General features: G+C 59.2%; 16 protein-coding genes. 4 read left to right on the top strand and 12 right to left on the bottom strand.

The window, feature by feature from the left end; translation table 11 throughout:
• Positions 1-36: 36 nt before the first annotated feature.
• From HQL98_14670 to HQL98_14725, 12 genes are all read right to left on the bottom strand, one after another.
• Positions 37-1,314 (bottom strand): FAD-dependent oxidoreductase, encoded by a 1,278-nt coding sequence (locus HQL98_14670; protein MBF0273290.1) that lies wholly within the window; start codon positions 1,312-1,314, stop codon positions 37-39.
• A 28-nt stretch (positions 1,315-1,342) separates the two neighbouring features.
• Positions 1,343-2,098 (bottom strand): c-type cytochrome, encoded by a 756-nt coding sequence (locus HQL98_14675; GenBank protein MBF0273291.1) that lies wholly within the window; start codon positions 2,096-2,098, stop codon positions 1,343-1,345.
• A 141-nt stretch (positions 2,099-2,239) separates the two neighbouring features.
• Positions 2,240-2,821 carry a DUF302 domain-containing protein gene (locus HQL98_14680; GenBank protein ID MBF0273292.1) on the bottom strand — a complete coding sequence of 194 codons (582 nt, stop codon included), beginning with the start codon at positions 2,819-2,821 and terminating at the stop codon, positions 2,240-2,242.
• A gap of 430 nt (positions 2,822-3,251) precedes the next feature.
• Positions 3,252-3,689, bottom strand: coding sequence for an NUDIX hydrolase (locus tag HQL98_14685; protein MBF0273293.1), 438 nt, complete (start codon positions 3,687-3,689; stop codon positions 3,252-3,254).
• A complete protein-coding gene (locus HQL98_14690) occupies positions 3,686-4,540 on the bottom strand; it encodes a YkgJ family cysteine cluster protein (GenBank protein ID MBF0273294.1) in 855 nt (284 codons plus the stop codon). Before HQL98_14690 ends, HQL98_14685 begins: the two co-directional genes overlap by 4 nt.
• Positions 4,541-4,669: 129 nt before the next feature.
• The gene (locus HQL98_14695; protein MBF0273295.1) at positions 4,670-5,671 is read right to left on the bottom strand and encodes an Rpn family recombination-promoting nuclease/putative transposase; all 1,002 of its coding nucleotides are present in this window, start codon (positions 5,669-5,671) and stop codon (positions 4,670-4,672) included.
• A 223-nt stretch (positions 5,672-5,894) separates the two neighbouring features.
• Positions 5,895-7,859: an adenylyl-sulfate reductase subunit alpha gene (locus tag HQL98_14700; protein ID MBF0273296.1), complete on the bottom strand. Its 1,965-nt coding sequence runs from the start codon at positions 7,857-7,859 to the stop codon at positions 5,895-5,897.
• 62 nt (positions 7,860-7,921) lie between these two features.
• Positions 7,922-8,356, bottom strand: a complete 435-nt coding sequence (gene aprB, locus HQL98_14705; GenBank protein MBF0273297.1) for an adenylyl-sulfate reductase subunit beta — start codon at positions 8,354-8,356, stop codon at positions 7,922-7,924.
• An 80-nt stretch (positions 8,357-8,436) separates the two neighbouring features.
• The gene (sat, locus tag HQL98_14710) at positions 8,437-9,654 is read right to left on the bottom strand and encodes a sulfate adenylyltransferase (GenBank protein MBF0273298.1); all 1,218 of its coding nucleotides are present in this window, start codon (positions 9,652-9,654) and stop codon (positions 8,437-8,439) included.
• Between the two features lie 54 nt (positions 9,655-9,708).
• Positions 9,709-10,311, bottom strand: a complete 603-nt coding sequence (locus HQL98_14715) for an XTP/dITP diphosphatase (GenBank protein MBF0273299.1) — start codon at positions 10,309-10,311, stop codon at positions 9,709-9,711.
• A 392-nt stretch (positions 10,312-10,703) separates the two neighbouring features.
• The gene (locus HQL98_14720) at positions 10,704-12,506 is read right to left on the bottom strand and encodes an ABC transporter ATP-binding protein (protein MBF0273300.1); all 1,803 of its coding nucleotides are present in this window, start codon (positions 12,504-12,506) and stop codon (positions 10,704-10,706) included.
• The gene (locus HQL98_14725; protein MBF0273301.1) at positions 12,503-14,272 is read right to left on the bottom strand and encodes an ABC transporter ATP-binding protein; all 1,770 of its coding nucleotides are present in this window, start codon (positions 14,270-14,272) and stop codon (positions 12,503-12,505) included. The genes HQL98_14720 and HQL98_14725 overlap by 4 nt, the downstream gene beginning before the upstream one ends.
• Before the next feature lie 180 nt (positions 14,273-14,452).
• Here HQL98_14725 and HQL98_14730 point away from each other — a divergent pair, with 180 nt between their 5' ends.
• The 4 genes from HQL98_14730 to HQL98_14745 all read left to right on the top strand — a co-directional run.
• The gene (locus tag HQL98_14730) at positions 14,453-15,469 is read left to right on the top strand and encodes a lytic murein transglycosylase (protein ID MBF0273302.1); all 1,017 of its coding nucleotides are present in this window, start codon (positions 14,453-14,455) and stop codon (positions 15,467-15,469) included.
• Positions 15,442-16,383: a septal ring lytic transglycosylase RlpA family protein gene (locus HQL98_14735; protein ID MBF0273303.1), complete on the top strand. Its 942-nt coding sequence runs from the start codon at positions 15,442-15,444 to the stop codon at positions 16,381-16,383. The genes HQL98_14730 and HQL98_14735 overlap by 28 nt, the downstream gene beginning before the upstream one ends.
• A 68-nt stretch (positions 16,384-16,451) precedes the next feature.
• Entirely contained in the window at positions 16,452-17,609 is a 1,158-nt protein-coding gene (locus HQL98_14740) for a D-alanyl-D-alanine carboxypeptidase (GenBank protein ID MBF0273304.1), read from the top strand.
• A gap of 102 nt (positions 17,610-17,711) precedes the next feature.
• A partial coding sequence (locus tag HQL98_14745; GenBank protein MBF0273305.1) for a hypothetical protein occupies positions 17,712-19,215 on the top strand: 1,504 nt, incomplete at its 3' end.

Consider the following 19,215-nt stretch of genomic DNA (forward strand, 5'->3'; position numbering starts at 1 on the left):
GCTTTCTTGTGACCTCCCTCTTCTGTTGCCGATCGATCAGCCGAACGTGTCGGCCATGATGCTCTGATACCAGCTTTCGTTGTAGAGAGACTCTTGCTTGCGCACGAAATCCTGGGCCTTGTCCGAAGAGACGCCACCCGAAACTTCGACGATTTTACCCGCGTTCAGTTTGTAGACACCGGCCACGGAGATGCCGTAATCCGGGCTGATCAGACTGTAGCAGGTATTGACATAAGAAGGAATACCCACCGGTTTGCCATTGAGCAGATTCACCACCGCTGCCGCGCACACTTTGGCTTCGGAGTTGGCCGCGTAGCCGGACTTGGGCAGACCCACCGCCGCGCTGGCGTCGCCGATCACATGGATATTCTTCTGCTTGGTGGATTCGAAGGTTTCAAAATTGATCGGGCAGAAACCCTTGTCGTCGGTCAATCCCGCCTTTTCGGCAATGGCGCCCGCCTTGTTGGCCGGAATGACGTTGATGCAGGAGCTTTTGAATTCGGCCATGTCGGTGTAGACGGTCATGGTCTTGGCATCCACCCGGGTCACCTTGCCGCCCTGGGCGCCGGGAATCCATTCGATCAGGCTCTTGTCGGTTTCGTAACCGTAGAGGCTTTTCCAGCCGCTGATGAACAGACCCATCTTGGAGAACTTGTCCTTGGGATCCAGGATGATCACCTTGGACTTGGGTTTGTTCTTTTTCAGGTAATGGGCAACCAAGCTGGCCCGCTCGTAGGGACCGGGGGGGCAGCGGTAGGGATCCGGCGGGGCGACCAGGACAAAGGGATCGCCATCTTTCAGTTCCTGGAGCTGTTTGGCCAGCAGCGTGGTCTGTTCGCCGGCGATCCAGGCATGGGGCATTTTCTTGACGGCGTCGTCGTCATAGCCTTCCAGGGCCTTGAAACCGATGCCCGGAGAGAGGATCAGACGATCGTACTCGAACTTCTTGCCACCGGCGGTGCTGACGCTTTTGGCTGCGGGATCGATACCGGTCACCTGATCGATGACCACTTCCACGCCGTGTTTCTTGAGTCCCTCGTAGCCCCATTTCTGGACTTCGAGCTTGCGGAATCCGGCGATCACCCAGTTGGAGAGGGGACCGGAGTAGTAATCCTTGTTTTGTTCGATCAGGGTCACCTGGATGTTCGGATCCGCCATGCGGATGTATTTGGCTGCCACGGAACCACCGTAGCCGCCACCGACCACCACCACCCGCATCTTGGCCCCAGCCAGGGAGATGCCCGGTGCCGAAACCAGACCCAAGGCGGCAACTCCGCCCGTCAACTTGACAAAACCTCTGCGCGTGCAATTCATCATGGTCATGGCCTCCTGTTAGCCCCGATCAACGCTTGCTGGCGTAAAAGTGGGCGATATCCTCCAGCTCCTGCGGCGAAAGCTTGTCGATGGCTTTCTGCATTTTTTCAGGCTGGGGAACGGTCAGATGCTGATTTTTGAAATCCTGCATCTTGATCAACAGATAATCCACCCATTGTCCAGCCATGCGTGGGGTATCCTCGTCCTGGGTGAGGCCATCGTCTTCGTGGCATTTGCCGCATTTTTGGGTATCGACCAGTTTTTTGCCTTTTTTGGCCCGGGCGTCATCCACCTTGGTGGCCAACTGCGAATTGGCATGGCTGGCGACATTTTGCCATTTCGCCTTGGAGAGAAAATCCGCCAGGCGGGCGGTTTCTTCTTCGGTGTAGCCTTTGGCGATACGACCCATGATGGTGGAGGGACGCTTGCCGCTCTTGAACTCGGCCATGACGTGTTTCAGGTAGGGAGCCGACAGGCCCGCGATGGTGGGCATGCTGGGACCAGCCGAGACACCGTTGGTGCCGTGACAGCCCGCGCAGGTGTTGGCGAGCATGGCTGCTTCTGCCGGCGGTGCGGCGATGGCTGCCGCGATGGCCGCCTCTTTGGCCGCTTTTTCCGCCTCAGCCGAGGGCGCTGCCGCCGGAGCCGCTGCCGCCGGAGCTGCTGGGGCTGCTGCTGCCGGAGCTGCTGCTGCTGCTGCCGGAGCCGCCGCTGGCGCATCGGCGGCCATCACGGGTGCGGCAAGGGCCATTCCACCCAGCAACCCCCCCGCGAGAACCAACATGTGGATTCTTTTTCGTTGCATGTTTCCCTCCGCACTGTACCAATTATGATAGGGTCGTTCCTTGGAAGTCCGATTCCTTAGTGTCTGAACCGTTGCAGAAATCACGGCGCGACACCGTCGTCCGTCCTTAAAAGGGAAGTTTCAGAATTCCCCCTTGGCGGCTCCCGCCATCAACTCCTTGATGACGTTTCGAATTCTGATGGCCTCCTTTCTGAGTTCGGGTGGCAGCTGCTTGCCGCCATGGATCATCATGTCCAGATTCATCGAGTACAGCCACAATTTGCCCTGTTTGTCCCGCACCAGCGCGATGCGGCAAGGCATGAATGCCGTATAGGCATCCTGGTAATCGGCCATCATCTTCCCCACCTTGGCGTCGCAGAATGACAGAAACTCAACGTGCCGATAGGGCTTTCCGGTGGTCGCTTCCACCTGTTTGTAAAACGGTGCTTCCCCCACGAACAGAAAATTCTTCGCCGCAGCCAAGCTTTTCAGGGATTCCTTGATATCCGCCGGGGTCAGGTCCGGATTCTCCACCGGTACCGCCCAGGTCATGGCCACACCCGGGTCCAGGGTCTCCAGCAGACGCCCGGCGAAATCCATGTACATCGACTGATAGTCCGGATCCATTTGGCTCAGTTTGGGTGCGATTTTGGCGTAACCGTATCCACAAACCAAGAGTGCCAGTATACCCAGGACTGCCAGTATGTTTTTGATGGTCCGCATGTGTCCCTCCGTATGCTGCGATTGCGAGAAACTTTTTCGTTCCCGAATGGTCTTAATTTTTTCAAAATGTGACAGAATGTCGCCAAGAGCATGAAATGTGACGAGCCTTTCTGTCAACCCTATAATTTAAAAATTGTTTATTAAAGATTGGTCAAATTAGAATATTCTAATTTATTGTTTTTGTGCATTGTTTCGTGAGATCGTGTCGCTTCCTTGTGGATCGTTGGGTTGATAATTTTTTGAAAATTAAAAAATTTTCAGATGGTTCCGAATCTTCATCTGTTTTCGCCCCATGTCGTTTTCCTGGATAATAGACCGGATTCAATCCTCTGGAAAGATTCTTGATTCATTTGGTGTGAAATCCAGAAAAAAAATTGTCTGGACACGATGTTTTTGGCAGCAATTTTCAAAACAACATTTTTTTTGTGTTTTATTGGAACCAGGGTTGCTCGATCCGTCCCAGATGCACCGGGGCCGGATTGCCGGCCATCCACGCGGCGAGTTCCGGCCCGATGGCCGGATACAGTGGGGCGCTGGCCAGAGTGTGCATCGGCAGCCAGAGGAGTTCCGTGGCTTTGACCTGCTGAGGATCCAGGCAGGGTTCCCCGGTGAAGGCGACACGAAAAACCAGATGCAGTGTGGAGCGGTCGGTGCGGGTTTCGGCGACGTGGATCAACTCCTGGGGGGTGATGGTCCAGTGCAACTCTTCCCGGAACTCCCGCAACAGGCAGTCGTGCAGGGACTCGTCCGGTTCCAGGTTGCCGCCGGGCAGATTGAAGCGGTCATTCTGGCCATACTGATAACGCATGACCAGAATGGAGCGCTCGCGGATGGCGATTCCGCAGGGGCGAATGACTTGAATTGTCATTGGTTGGCTTTTTTGCTCGCATCGGGTTTGAGGGCCACTTTCCGGTCCCCGAAGAGGATGGTCTTGAGCCAGTCGAAGGCGAATTCAAGAACGGCCTCGTCATCGGTGCGAATCCGCTCGATGGTCTCTTCCGACAGGTCGAACCGCTTCAGAAAGCTGGATTCAAAGACAAATCGACGGAATTCATCCGGATTGGTGCTGGCCATGTAGAAGAATTCCGACAACTGCAAGGAGGTGTTGACCTCATCCCCGGCGGAGCGGCGTTTGAGGATCAGGTCCATCCAACCCTGGTTGCGTTCGTCATAGCCGTCGGATCCCTGATCGGCGCGCCAGGAGTCGATGGTCCAGTTTTGGCTTTCCTGGTGGCCCTGGCAGAAAGATTCCTTGATCAAATAATAAAACGCCTCGTTGCCTTTGCTGTTTTGCTTGTGCATGAGGGCCAGACCAATGGGATAGTAGCGGCAGGTAACCGGTCGATCCTCGTAGACCGAACACCCTTCGGGAGTGTTGAAGGGGCATTTGCCGGTTTCGGGATCCAGGCGGACCAGGGGTACGGGCAGTTGGCCTTTGGTCAGGGTATAGGGGGTGGCGTATTCGTAAAGAAACGCCTCGGCTGATAGGTTGAGTCGTTTGCGCAGGCGCAGAATATCGTAGGGAGTCAGCATGATCTCGATATTGGCGCAGCAGGTGTTGAAGCAGGCGATTTGCGAGTGGCAGCGGAACTGGAATGGAGAATCCCCTTCCATGCGTACCGGTTGCAGAATATTGCGCACTTCCCGGGGCATGGAACGCATGTCGGGATCGAGGTGGAGAGCCTGATCGCGGTCGAGATGGGGATTTTCTTCGGACATGGGTGACCTTTTTGTTGGCACTATAAAAAAAAAGAGGGGGTCTGGGGGATTCTTTCCCCAGGGTTTTGTCTTTGAATCTGAAACTTGCATAGATTCGACCATTAGATCCGGTCTCGCGGTGTTTCGGATTCATTGAAAGATCTGTTCAATCCGCTCCGCGCCGAAGACTCTTTTGCTCCAGATTTTCAGCGTATTCAGATCCGCTACGGCCAGCCGGGTTTTAACCCAGTCCGGTAGGGTGCCAAAACGCTCCTGGAGCAGGTCCAACAGAACTTCGGCGATGCCTTCCAGCTTGCCTTCCAGCTTGCCTTCCAGCTTGCCTTCCAGCTTGCCTTCCAGCTTGCCTTCTTGTCGGTAATTCATCGCCCATTGATCAATCCGTGCCGTCAACATGACCACCATCTCCTGAAGATCTTCGGGAATGGCAGGCAGGGGATCCAGTTTGAGTCGTGTCATCCCTGCCAACATCAATTCCAGGAACAATTGCTTGACCGGCGGGCCATCCGGGTGTTTGTTGAACCAGTGGGACACATCCTTGCCCGCTTGCACCACGCATTCCGGATTTTTGGGGTGTTCCAGACGGAAGAGAATGGCGCTCAGACTTGGGCTGTCTTCCAGGGTTTCTTTGGGATAGGCTCCTTCGTCGATTATATAATAGCGCAGTTCCGGTTGGAATTTCCACAAGGAAGAGCCTTCCGGCAGACGAATCAGATCCCGCAGGCTGGTGGCGGCATGCCAGCGGGGTTCGCCGTTGTAGAGCACGATGGGCAGTACCGGGGGCAGACCATCGTGAGGTTTCAGTTTGCGTTCGTCCACCAGTTGTTGATAGAGCAGACCGGTGTAGACATCGACGCGCAAGGCCATCCATTCGGCCACATGGGATTGGAATTCCAGAAGCAACAGGACGAACAGGCTGCCCCCGTGATGAAAGGGGATTTCCCAGATGACGTCGCTGCGGCGTCGTTGACCTTTGCGGGTGGTGAATTTGCTGTTGTGTCTGCGCAAACGATCCAGGTCAAGCTCTTCGAGCAGGGAGGGGTCCAGAAAGCCCCGCAGCAGATCGATTACCATGCCCGCATGGGAGAAAAAACGGTGGTAGAGCGAGTCGGAGGGGTGGATCGAGTTGGGCATGGATGATTGACTGGTCGGACCGCACCCTGGGTATCGACACGATTAAAAAAAAAGAGGGGGTCTGGGGGATTCATCCCCCAGGACTTTGACTTAAAAAATTTAAATTTTATCATTTAAAACAAAAAAACAAAACCTTGGGAGATGAATCTCCCAAACCCTCTCTTTTTTTTCAATAGTCAAAAAAAGGGAGCGCGGCCCTTGGACCGCGCTCCCCCGGAACGGCTTACTTGGGAACCAAGTCTTTGTGGGCGCGCTTGAACACGGACCACTCACCCGTCGCCGGGTTGATGGTGCTGTTGACAAAGCACTTCCAGTTGACTTCGTCCACGAAGTTGTAATCCATGTTGTAGTAGAAGCCCGGATAACGGGTCTCCTTCCGGAACAACATGTGACGCAGATGGGCCTCACCGGCGAAGATACGGTGATAGTTCTCCCAGGCACGCATGAGTTCGTGCAGATCCCGGGCCATCATCTTCTCGGAGTCTTTTTTCAGCTCGGCGAGCTTCTTGACCGCGATTTCCATCATGGTGACGTTGGTGGTGTACATGGTGCCGACACCGGCCACATACTCGTCCATGATTTTCTGCAAGCGGGCTTGCAGCATGCGCGGGGTGATGTAGTGAGGATTGACCTCTTCCGCCGTGCTGTAGTCCTTGTGCTCCATGTAGGTGCGGACCGGCTTGTAGATCTCTTCGGCCAATTCTTTGGCATCTTTGCCCAGGGCCGGGGTGTAATCCTTGTGATCCAGGACCCACTGCAGCACGGACTTGATGGCGATACGGCCTTCGGCATGGGAGCCGGAGGAGAACTTGTGGCCGGAGGCGCCCACGCCGTCACCGGCGGTGAACAGACCCTTGACCGTGGTCATACGGTTGTAGTTCTTCTGACCGGGCTGGGGATCTTCACCCGGCTTCGGGGGATGATCGCCCCACTGCCATTCTTGGGGAGCCAAGTCGGACGGACCCGTGGTCCAGATGCCGCAGCAACCGGAGTGGGAGCCGAGGAAGTAGGGTTCGGTCGGCATCAGTTCGGAGGGGGTGATCTCCGGCTCGATGTTTTCGCCGGCCCACACACCCGCCTGACCGATACACATGTCGAGGAAATCTTCCCAGGCTTCGGCTTCCAGGTGTTTGATTTTCTTTTTGGCTTCCTTGGGACCGAACTCTTCCTCATAGGAGGCGGCCAGGGCCTGGAGGGCGATGTCGGTACGCATCAGGATGGGGCCACGGCCTTCGCGCATTTCTTTCATCATCAAGTGGTTGCGCAGGCAGGTGGCGGGGATTTTGGCCAGACCGTAAGGAGGATAGTCCTTGAGCATCTCCTTGTTGGTGTCCATGTAGACTTCGCCGCGACCGTTGGTGGCCTTGGCTTTGAAGAGCAGGAACCAAGCACCCACCGGGCCGTAACCGTCCTTGAAGCGGGCGGGCACGAAACGGTTTTCCATCATGGTCAACTCGGCGCCGGATTGCAGAGCCATAGCATAGGTGGAACCCGCGTTCCAGACCGGATACCAGGTACGACCCATGCCTTCGGCCACGGAGCGGGGACGGAAGACGTTCACCGCGCCACCGGCCACCAGCAGGATGGCTTTGGCGGAGTAGATGTAGATTTTGTCTTCACGATTGGAGAATCCCACGGCACCGGCGATGCGATTCTCTTCTTTGGCGTCGAGCAGCAGCTTGACGATGAAGATACGCTCTTGGATGTTGTCCATTCCAAGGGCTTTCTTGGCGGCTTCGGCCACGATGGTCTTGTAGCTTTCGCCATTGATCATGATCTGCCATTTGCCGGAACGGACGGGTTTGCCGCCGTCTTTGAGGGATTTTTCCTCGTCGCCGGGTTGCTTCCAGATCGGCAGGCCCCACTCTTCGAACAACTGCACGGAGTTGTCCACGTGACGGCCCACGTCCATGCACAGGTCGTCGCGGGTGATACCCATCAGGTCATTGGCGACCATACGGGCGTAGTCGGCGGAATTCTGCTCACCCAGATAGGTGTTGATGGCGGACAGACCCTGGGCCACGGCGCCGGAGCGCTCCATGGCGGCCTTGTCCACCAACCGGATGCGGGTGCCGGCGGGGGCCCAGCGCATCACTTCGTAAGCCGCGCCACAAGCGGCCATACCACCACCGATGATCAGGATGTCGGTGTCAACGGTCTCGATATCGGGATTACCAAAGCTTCCCATGTTCAACAGTCTCCTCTAGCGGGTTCTATAGATGATATGCGTTTGAAAGGTCAAGACGGGCTTCAGGCGCCGACACTCGGAAGATCGGAGGTCGCGAGATTGAAGAAGCCGGGATCGTTCAGTTTGGACAGATCCGGGGTCGGCTTGCCGCCATACAGATCGATAGAACCCTCCGCCGTGGTGCGGATCGGGAACTTGAACCGCTTCACATTGCCGTTGCGGAACTGAATCGTCCACATGATGGAGTCGGAACCGCGCAGAGGAATGACCGCGCCGCCCATGGGGACGACATCGGCATAGGCACGCACTTCGATGGCCTGTTGCGGGCAGATCTTGACGCAGGAATAGCACTCCCAGCATTGATCCGGCTCTTGGTTGAACCCTTTCATCCGCTGCTTGTCGAGCTTCATGAGGTCGTTGGGGCAGATGTACATGCAGGCGGTTTTATCCTGACCTTTGCAGCCGTCGCACTTGGCACTGATGACGAAACTTGGCATGGATGATTTTCTCCTGATTGGTTTGATGACAAATAATAACGTTTCGTTACCGACGGGACCTCCCCGTCCTTTCGGTCATGTCAGCCGGTGGCCGCCTTGTGCAGCTTGACTTCCACCTTGTCTCCCTCGTTGAGGGAAGCGTAATAGGCCTGAAGAATTTTGACCACTTCAGGACGACTGAACTCTGCGGGGGGCTGCTCCCCATCGGAGAGCATCTTGCGCAGCTTGGTTCCCGACAACAGCAGTCGGTCATCTTTGCTGTGGGGGCAGGTCTTGAGGGAAGCCATGCCCTGACACTTGTAGCAGTAGAAGGTCCAGTCGATTTTCAGGGGACGGGTTTGCAGATCGTTCACCGAAACCGTGTCGAAGATGTGTTGGGCGTCGAAGGGACCATAATAGTCACCCACACCCGCATGGTCGCGACCCACGATCAGATGGCTGCATCCGTAGTTTTGACGGAACACCGCGTGCAACAGGGCCTCCCGGGGACCGGCGTAACGCATTTCCATGGGATAGCCGGCCTGGATCACCGTATCCTTGACGAAATAGTTGGCGGTCAAGGAGTCGATGGCTTCGGCCCGCACTTCGGCGGGGATGTCACCGGCCTTGAGCTTGCCCAGAATCTGATGGATCAGCACGCCGTCCATGGTTTCGATGGCGATTTTGGCCAAAAATTCGTGGGAGCGGTGCATGGGATTGCGGGTCTGGAAGGCGGCGACCTGACTCCAGCCTTTTTCCTCGAACAGGGCGCGGGTCTGGGCCGGACGCATGTAGATGCTGGCGTATTTGCTGGGGAACTCCCCTTCGGACAGCACCTGCACCGGACCGGCGATGTTGACTTCCGGCTGCTCCATGACTTTTTGCACGCCGGGGTGCTCCAGGTCTTCGGTGCCGAAGATCGAGCGGCACTCCAGGCCCTTGTCGATGGCGTATTTCTCGGTGATGGTGATGATGCCACGGATTTCACCGCTCTCTTCGTCCACCAGAGCCGCTTCCTGGCCGATCTTGAGGCTGTTGGCTTGTCCCTGGGTGGTGGAGAGGGTCACGGGAATGGGCCAGAACACACCACTGGTCAGTTTCATGTGTTCGCAGACGCCCTGCCAGTCGGCGTGACCCATGAAACCATCCAGCGGGGTGAAGGCGCCAATGCCCAACATGATCAGGTCACACGCTTCCCGCGAGGTCATTTTGATCTGATCCAGTTCCTTGGCGCGTGTCTTGGCGTGGCTCAACGCGTCTCCGGAGAGCAGCAGGGGCTTGAGTTCACCTCCACCATGGGGGGGGACGAGTTTGGACATGTGAATCAATTCTCCTTGGTGAATGAGCGGCTCTTGTCAGGGTGGTTGTATAAATTAATTTTTATTTGCAAAAAGACGGTTTATTTCTTTGGCCAGCGCGGCCAGCGCGGCTCCTCGGTGGCTCATGGCATCCTTGCTGGGGGCGTCCATGAGGGCGAAGGAGGTGTCGTATCCCACGGGAATGAAGATTGGATCATAGCCGAAGCCGTTGTGACCTTGAGGTTGATCGGCGATGCGGCCTTCCACGGTGCCTGTGAAATGGGTACAACTCCCGTCCGGTTGGGCCAGGGAGAGGACGCATTCAAAGCGGGCCGTGCGGGGCGCATCGGGTCGAGCGGCCAATTCCGCCAGCAATTGGTTCACGTTGGCTGCGTCGGAAGCCCCTTCACCGGCGTAGCGGGCCGAGTGGACTCCGGGGGCGCCATTCAGGCCATCCACCACCAGACCCGAGTCGTCGGCCAGGGCGGTCAGTCCGGTGAAACCGGCCACGGTCCGGGCTTTCTTGTCGGCATTTTCCGTGAAAGTCAGGCCATCCTCGATCACCTCCGGGCAGCCGGGAAAGTCGTCCAGAGAAAGCAGGTCGCTTTCCGGAAGAGCCAGAATGCGCCGGATCTCTTCCTTTTTCTTGCGGTTGCGGGTGGCGAGGACAAGTTTCAAGGGTTCTGCCTGTCAATCGGAGCCGTCTTTGGGGTGATAATGTCGCCGACATGGTGCCCCAACCGGCGCGTTGCTGTCAAGGATTCTCTGACTATCAATTAATTTTTTTCACGCAAAATGTATTTTATCAATAAACGATCGAAATGGACGTTCTTGGACCTCAAAGTCACGTGATCCGGGTGACAATGGCACCGATGGTGATGATTGGCCTGCTGCCGAGTGTGATCGGCATGCGATGGGACAGGGCGGGCCGATCCTGTTGGATGGGGTGTTTCAGCTTTCGAGTGTCCCATGTGGCGCCCCCAGGTGTGGTGCTTTTGTGTTGGGTGCAATGCAACATGGATCATATTTTTTGAAGATTAACACACCTTAGGCGGGAGCGCCCGGAAAAATCATCCCGCAGCGACGGGTTCTTCCCGGAACTGCAAAGCGTGCAGAGTGGCGAACAGCCCCTGTTGATCCAGGAGTTGCTGATGGGTTCCGGACTCCACGATCCGTCCGTGGGACAGCACCACGATCCGATCCGCGTGACGGATGGTGGAGAGGCGATGGGCGATGATCAGGGCGGTGCGACCATGCATGAGCCGTTCCAAGGCGGCCTGGATCAGCCGTTCGCTGACCGCGTCCACGGAGCTGGTGGCTTCGTCCAGCACCAGAATGGGGGGATTGTGGGCAAAGATGCGGGTCATGCCCAGCAGTTGCCGTTGACCGGCGGACAGATTGTTGCCCCGTTCCGTCAGACGGGTCTGAAGCCCGGCGGGCAGGGCGCGGATGAATTCCATGGCGCCGGTCTCCTCGGCGGACTGTGCGATGCGCTCCAGGCTGATGGTGGGATCGAACAGGCCGATGTTTTCCGCGATGGTGCCGGAAAACAGGAAGGTCTCCTGGCGGGCCACGCCGGCCATGCGCCGCAGCGGCGCCAGGGGAATGCGGTTCACCGGGATGCCGTCGATCCAGACGTTGCCTTGTTGGGGTTCGCAGGTCCGGTTGAGCAGTTTGATCAGGGTGCTTTTGCCCGCGCCGGTGGGACCGACCACGGCGATGCGTTCTCCCGGGGCGATGTGCAGTTCGATTTCCGACAACACCGTCTCCTGGCCATAGCCGAAGGTCACCCCCTGGAAGTGGATTTCGCCTTTGGGGTGGGCGGGGGGGAGGATGGCCTGGGCCGGAGTCGGATCGGCGATGGCCGGGGGGGTGTCCAGCAGGGTGAAGACCCGTTCCAGGGCGCTCATGGCCGACTGCATGGTGGTGAACTTGCCCGCCAGATCCCGGATCGGGAAAAAGAGCCGGCGTACCGCGTCGATGAAGGCGGTGAGTACGCCGATGGTCAAGGTGTGTTCGGCCATGAGCAGGCCGCCATACCAGAAGAGTACCGCCACCACCACCGTGGAGGCGGCCTCGACGAAGCTGAACTGGAAGGCTTCCAGGAAGTTGCTTTTGTCGGCGTTTTCCCGGTGTGCCCGGTTGAGGCGACCGAACTGGACCATGGCGTCTTGTTGTTGATGGAACAGGCGTACCACATCCCGGCCTTCGGTCTCTTCGGTGAGGCGGGCGGTCATGCGGGCCTGGAGCAGGGTGCCATGGCGTTGGATCACCCGCATGCGCTGGGTGACCCGGAAGGCCACGAAGATCACGGCGGGCATCAGGATCAGCACCACCAGCGAAAGACGGGGCGACAGCAGCACCATGCCCATGGCCACGGAGATCAGCAGCAGAATGTCGCCCACCAGATTGATCAGGCCGGCGCTGACCATCTGACTGATGGCTTCGGCGTCGTTGGCGACCCGGTTGGTGAGGGCGCCGCTGGGGTTGCGGGCGTAGAAGGCGGCGTCCAGGGTGAGCAGATGGGCGAACAGTTCCTGGCGCAGATCGCTGATCACCCGTTGTCCCAGCATGGCGTTGACCGTGGATTGCAGGTATCCGGTGACGAACTGGACCACCCCCAGTCCCGCCAGGACGGCCAGCAATCCGTAGAATCCCTCCAGATGGCCGGTGACCAGATGGCGATCCACGGCCATTTGGATCACCAGGGGTTGGGCCAGTTGGGAGAGGGCGCCGATGGGGGGAAGGATCATGGCGAAGGCCAGCCAGCGACGGTGGGGTTTGGCGTAGCTGAAAAAACGGGCCATGAGCCGGGCGTCCAGAAAGGCGCCGTAGCGGGTCTCTTCGGTATCGGAGTTGACGGCGGGCATCATCGGGCCAGGGCCTCCAGGGCTTCGGCGCGGCTCATGGTGTTGTGGAGATCCCGATACAGAGGCGAGGTTTCCAGCAGGGTGTCGTGGGTGCCGGAGGCCACGATGCGGCCTTCGTCCAGCAGATGGATCCAATCGGCCCGTTGCAAGGCGGCGACTCTGTGGCAGACCATCACCACGGTACGGTGACGGCTGGCGGTACGGATGTTTTCCAGGATGCGTTCTTCGGTGCGGGCGTCCACGTGGGAGAAGACATCATCCAGCAGCAGCACCGACGGATCCCCCACCAGAGCCCGGGCCAGGGCGGCCCGTTGGCGTTGTCCGCCGGACAAGGTGATGCCCCGTTCGCCGATCAGGGTTTCCAGTCCCTGGGGAAAGCGTTGCACTTCTTCTTCCAAGGCGGCCAGACGGAGGGCCTCACGGGCGTGGAAGTGGCTGGGATCCGGGCGGTCCAGGAGCAGGTTTTGCAGCAGGGTGGAGGAGAACAGGAAGCTTTCCTGGGGGACCATGGCCAGTTCCCGACGCAATTCGGCTTCGGGGATGGTGTTCAGATCCCGGCCATCGATGCGGATGGTCCCTTCCGGGGCGGGATAGAGCCGGGCCAGCACCTGGAGCAGGGCGGACTTGCCGGAGCCGATCCGTCCCGCCAGACCGGTGAGGCTGTCGGCGGGGATCGTCAGGGAGAGATCGTCGAGTACCGGGGTGCCGGGCTGAAAGGCGAACGACAGATGATCGATGGCGATGGCCCCGGACCAGCGTTTTTCCCCGGGGGGGGCGGCGGCCACGGCGGGATCGAGAAAGGGGTGGGCGTCCAGGACGCCGCTGATGCGGTCCAAGGCGGCCAGTCCCCGTTGCATCACCGTGAGAATCCAGCCGAAGCCCACCGTGGGCCAGATGAGCATGGCCAGATAGCCGGAAAAAGCCACAAAATCTCCCATGGTGAGGCGTCCGGTGGCCACCGCCCGGCCCCCGTAGGCCAGAATGATGAAGCCCCCGATGGCGCCACCCAGTACCACCATGGGTCCGAAGAGGCTTTGCAGCCGGGCATGGCGCAGGGCGGCGCGGGAGAGTTCTTCGGTCTCCGCGGCGAAGCGGCGGTTCCAGTCGGATTCCCGGGCGTGGGCGTGGATGGCGGCGATGCCGGCGATGGACTCCTGAATGAATCCGGACAGGGCGCCGAAGCGATCCGCCACCACCCGGCTCAAGCGGTACATGCGTCGGGTGAGCAGACGGGAAACCCCCAGCACCAGAGGAATGGGAGCCAGGGCCAGCAGGGTGAGCAGGGGGTCGAGTGCCAGCATGATGGGCATGGTGGCGGCGTAGGCCATGAGGGCGTTGGAGATCTGCAAAAAGCCCGGACCTACGAACATGCGTACCGCGCTGACATCCGCGGCGGCCCGTGAGGCCAGTTCGCCGGTTTTTTCGTGGTCGAGGAAGGGGGCGTCCAGGGAGAGCAGTTTGGCGTGATAGCGGCTGCGCAGGGCGAACTCCACATCCCGTCCGATCCCGAAGATGCGGGTGCGGGACTGGATGCGGAAGAAGGCATTGGTCACGGCCAGGGCGATGAGCGTTAGAATATAGAAGTGGGGAACCGATTGGCGCATCAGCTCTTCGGTGGCCAGTTTCATCACGTAGGGAATGGCGGCGGCGCTGGCGTTGGTGATGATCAGCAGCGCGAAACCCAGGACGAAAGTCTGTTTCTGACCGGCGAACAGGGGCAGCAGATGACGCAGCCGGGAGGGTTCCGGGGAGGGTGTCACGTTTTTCATGGTGAAAGCGGATGAAAAACGGTTTTTATTGGTGGCGAATTTTGTATCATGCGAAAACACGGACTCAACCGCCAGCGCGACAGCGTTACCATGGGGACAAAAGTGAGCTTGATTCAGGATGCACCCGGTCTGCTCCGAGAGCAAGGAATCTCGCGCGTCGGCACTGTGGATCGTCGAACGGTGTTGCGTTGTCTGCTGGGTGCCGGGGTTTTGGTGTCGGTGCCGGGGGGAGCGGTCTGGGCCGGAACCGGGATCGATGACGGATGGTTGGCGGCTCACTCCTGGCTGTTGTCCTGGATCGAGCGGGACGGTTTCGAGCGGGGCTGGCTGGTGGGACTGCTGGCCCCTTTGGAGCCGGATTCCAAGGTGTTGTATCTGATGAATCATCAGACCGAGGCCAAGCCCTACCACGAATACCGCGCCCTGGTGATCAACTGGCGGCGCATCCGGGTGGGACGGACCTTGTTGCGGCGTCACCGGGGGATTCTGGAAGAGGTGGAGGGCTATTTCCAGGTGCCGCCGGAGATCGTGGTGGCCTTGTGGGGACTGGAGAGCGATTTCGGCAACAACATGGGACGGTTCAACGTGTTGCGCACCCTCTACACCCTGGCGGCCCACTATCCCCGACGCGCCGACTATTTCCGCAGCGAGTTGCGGGAGTTTTTGCTGTTGTGCCGGGAGGAGGGGTGGGATCCCCGGGTTCCCACCGGTTCGTATGCCGGAGCCATGGGGCAGGTGCAGATGATGCCCGGCAGCCTGCGCAAGCATGCGGTGGATTTCAATCGGGATGGCCGACGGGATCTGATGGGGAATGTCACCGATGTGCTGGCGTCGATCGCGTCGTTTCTGCATGGGCATGGCTGGTGCGGCGGAGGGCGTCTGGTGCAGTCTTTGGAGCCTGGACCCGGCCTGGAGACCCTGGTGGTCACCGCCGCCGGGGCGCGCAAACCCTGGCGGGAATGGCGTGATCTCGGCATTGTCTGGCCCGAAGGGGGTGTGCCACCGGCTCCGGAAGAGCGGCTGGCACTGATTGTCCTGGAAGAACGGGATGGACCTCGTTATTATATGACCTTCATGAATTTTTGGGTGATCACCCGCTGGAACCGTTCCAACCGGTTCGCCATGGCGGTTTGCGAGTTTGCCCGGGAGTTGCGTCGGATGGAGAAAGCATGCGGACACGTCGCTTTGAGGGGCTGAAACATTGGGTCGCGCTGGTTTGGCTGCTTTCCCTGGCCGCCTGCACCACCCTTCCCCCGGAAAAACCCGAGCCGGGAACGGGCAAACCACCCTCTGGGGTCAAACGGGGCACCTCCCGTCCCTATGAGGTCTTTGGCAAGATGTATTATCCTTTGACCGAAGAAGAGGCCGCCGGATACTCGGAAGAGGGCATGGCTTCCTGGTACGGCAAGGAGTTTCACGAGCGTCCCACGGCCAATGGCGAACGCTTCGACATGTACAAGGTCTCGGCGGCCCATACCACCCTGCCGTTGCCCATTTTGGTGCGGGTGACCAACCTGGATAACGGACGCACCCTGAATGTGCGGGTCAACGACCGGGGGCCGTTCATCGACAACCGCTTGATCGACCTCTCCTACGCCGCCGCCGAACAGCTCGGATACGCCAACCGGGGGTTGGCCCGGGTGCGGGTGGAAGCCGTGAACATGCTGGCCAAAGCCGACAGCGCCGATTTGTATCGGGCCCGTCCCGGCACGCCCCCGTCGCCTCTGGCCAAACCCGATTCGGTCCTGCGTTCCTCCTCGAAGGACAGTCCCTGGAAAGAAAATCCCTGGAAGGAGTCCTCCAGCGCAGCAACGGGGAGCGGCAACGGGCGCGGCAACGCAAATGCCGCAAATGCAAATGGGATCGGCAGTGGCAGCGGCAGCGTCACCCATTACATTCAACTCGGCTCGTTTGGCCGCTACGAGAATGCCCAGGTGATGGAACGGCGCGTGAACAAGGTCAGCAAGCCGAAAATCATCAAGAGTTCCGTGGGGGCGCGGGTCATGTACCGGGTGCGTCTGGGTCCGTTTTCCACCGCCGAACAGGCCGAACAGGTGGTGCAGACCCTGCGGAAAATGGATATCAGCGAGTCTGTGATCATTCGGGAATAAGGGGCTGAATCCGTGCTTTTGAGTCGGTCAAGAACTGAAACAACCGTGTGTCGCTGACAGTGGACGCCATGAGAACACAGAGTCGAATTCATTCCGGAGTGGTTGTTCTGTTGTGGTTGCTGTTGTTGCCCTGGCTGGTGGACCGGGCATGGGCCGCAGACGATACCCCCCCCAAGGTGCGGGGCACCGCCGGGGTGTTGGGGGATATCGATTCGGGCCGGGTGCTTTACGCCCAGGACGCGGATGTCCGGCTGCCTCCCGCCTCCTTGACCAAGGTGATGACCTTGTATCTGGTCTACGAGGCGTTGGCCGCGGGCACCATTCAACTCGACGCGGAACTGCCGGTGAGTGAAACCGCTTGGCGCACCGGAGGCTCCAAAACCTTTGTCAAGGTGGGAGACCGGATCCGGGTGGAGGATCTGATCCGGGGCATCGCCATCCAGAGCGGCAACGATGCCTGCGTGGTGATGGCCGAACACCTGAGTGGCTCGGAAAACACGTTTGTGGCCTTGATGAATACCAGAGCGGCGGATTTGGGCATGGTCAATACCCATTTCGTCAACGCCACCGGCTTGCCGGATCCGGAACACTACACCACGGCCCGGGATCTGTTTCTGCTGGCGAGCGCGCTGTTGCGCAAGTTTCCCCAATACAGCCACTATTCCCAGGAAAAGCAGTTCACCTACAACAACATCCGTCAGCTCAACCGCAACAATCTGTTGTGGCGGGATCCCATCATCACCGGACTCAAAACCGGTCATACCCGGGAAGCGGGCTATTGTCTGGTGGCCACCAGCGATAAGGATGGACAACGTATGGGGGCGGTGGTGCTGGGTGCGGCCACCCGCAAGATCCGCGAGGATGACGCCTTGCATCTGATCCATTACGGGAACAGGATGTATGAGACCGTCAAGTTTTTCGACGCCAAGGCGTCGGTGCGCAAGTTGCGGGTCTGGAAAGGGGATTCCCGTGAGGTGGACGGGATCGTCTCCGAACCTCTGGTGGTCACGGTGACCCGCAAGGAGCGGGGCGCCCTGGAGGTGGGGGTCTCGTATGACGAGCCGTTGGTGGCTCCCATCGCGGCGGGACAGAAAATCGGAACCGTGGTGGTCAAGGCCGGGGGCAAGGATCTGTTCACCCGGGATCTGGTGGCCGGCGCGGCGGTGGAGCGTGGCAATATTTTCCGGGTCATGTTCGATTCGGTGCGCATGACTTTGGGATGGTGATGCGCTTGAGTCAAGGCACGAAAGTTAAGGGACGGGGCGATGTCGGGAAAAAAGTCGAAGAAGCGGGAGTCCCAGTTGGAGATGTTGGGGGGACCGGTATCCATGGGATCTCTGGAAGATTTTCCGGAAACCGGAGCCGTGCGTGGTCACGAGGATCACGATGGCCCATCCATGGAGGAGATTCTGGCCTCGCTGGAGGATCTGTTGGATGGGGAGGATGAAAATGCCCTGATGGAGTCTGACGCGTATCTGGCGGATGGCGGCGGTTCCAGGGATGAGGCGGCGGATTACCAGCCGATTGAGTTGGAATCCGTGGTGGATGAGGGGGATCTGACGCAAGAGGGATTGGCCATGGGTGGAGCGAAGGAGGAGGTTGACGAGGAGCCTGCAGCGTCCGCCGGGCATGCCGCGGAGTCGTCTGCCGATCTGGATGACGAGGAGCCTTTGGATTTGTCGGGCATGGAGGTGGCTTTGGCCTTCATGGATGACGATGACGCGTCGGAGTCCGAAGACGACCACGGACACGACCTTGATCATGGACACGATCACCCGCATCCCCATTCCCACGGTTCCGAAGCCGCTTCGGAGGTGGATCTGGATGAGGCGTTTGAGTCGGATTCGGAGTTTGGAATCGATGACGAGGCCGATGCCGCCATCGGGGAAGAAGCGTATGAGGCGGATCCGGATTTCGAGTCCGGAGGGGATTTCGGGTCCGAGGAGGAGGAAGCTTTGGCCTCCGGGGAGGCGTCCGAATCCGAAGACATGCTGGAGTCCGAGCTGGACGAGGCGTTGGAATCCGAGCTTGAGGCTGCCGTGGATGCGGTGTTGACGGACGGCATCGTGGAGGAAGAGGAGATCGGGGAAGAGTCCGACACCGCCTTTGAGACCGAAATCGAAGCTGCCCTGGAGGATGAAGCGGAGCCGGAAGCCGAGGCTGAGCCGGAAGCCGAAGCGGAGCCGGAAATTGAAGAAGTTGAGCCGGAAGCCGAAGAAGCCGAGCTGGAAGTTGAAGCGGAGCCGGAAGCCGAAGCCGAGCCCGAAATCGAAGCCGAGCCCGAAGTTGAAGCCGAGCCCGAAATCGAAGCTGAGCCCGAAATCGAGGCCGAGCCCGAAATCGAAGCTGAGCCCGAAATCGAGGCCGAGCCCGAAATCGAAGCGGAGCCGGAAGTTGAAGCGGAGCCCGAAATCGAAGCCGAGCCCGAAATCGAAGCGGAGCCCGAAATTGAGGTCGAGCCGGAAGTCGAAGCCGAGCCCGAAGTTGAAGCCGAGCCCGAAATCGAAGCCGAGCCCGAAGTTGAAGCCGAGCCCGAAGTTGAAGCCGAGCCCGAAGTTGAAGCCGAGCCCGAAATCGAAGCCGAGCCCGAAGTTGAAGCCGAGCCCGAAATCGAAGCCGAGCCCGAAATCGAAGCGGAGCCGGAAGTCGAAGCGGAGCCCGAAATTGAGGTCGAGCCGGAAGTCGAAGCCGAGCCCGAAGTTGAAGCCGAGCCGGAAGTCGAAGCCGAGCCGGAAGTCGAAGCCGAGCCGGAAGTCGAAGCCGAGCCGGAAGTTGAAGCCGAGCCCGAAGTTGAAGCCGAGCCGGAAGTTGAAGCCGAGCCGGAAGTCGAAG

This window comes from Magnetococcales bacterium (genome assembly GCA_015231755.1).
Lineage (GTDB): Bacteria > Pseudomonadota > Magnetococcia > Magnetococcales > Magnetaquicoccaceae > Magnetaquiglobus.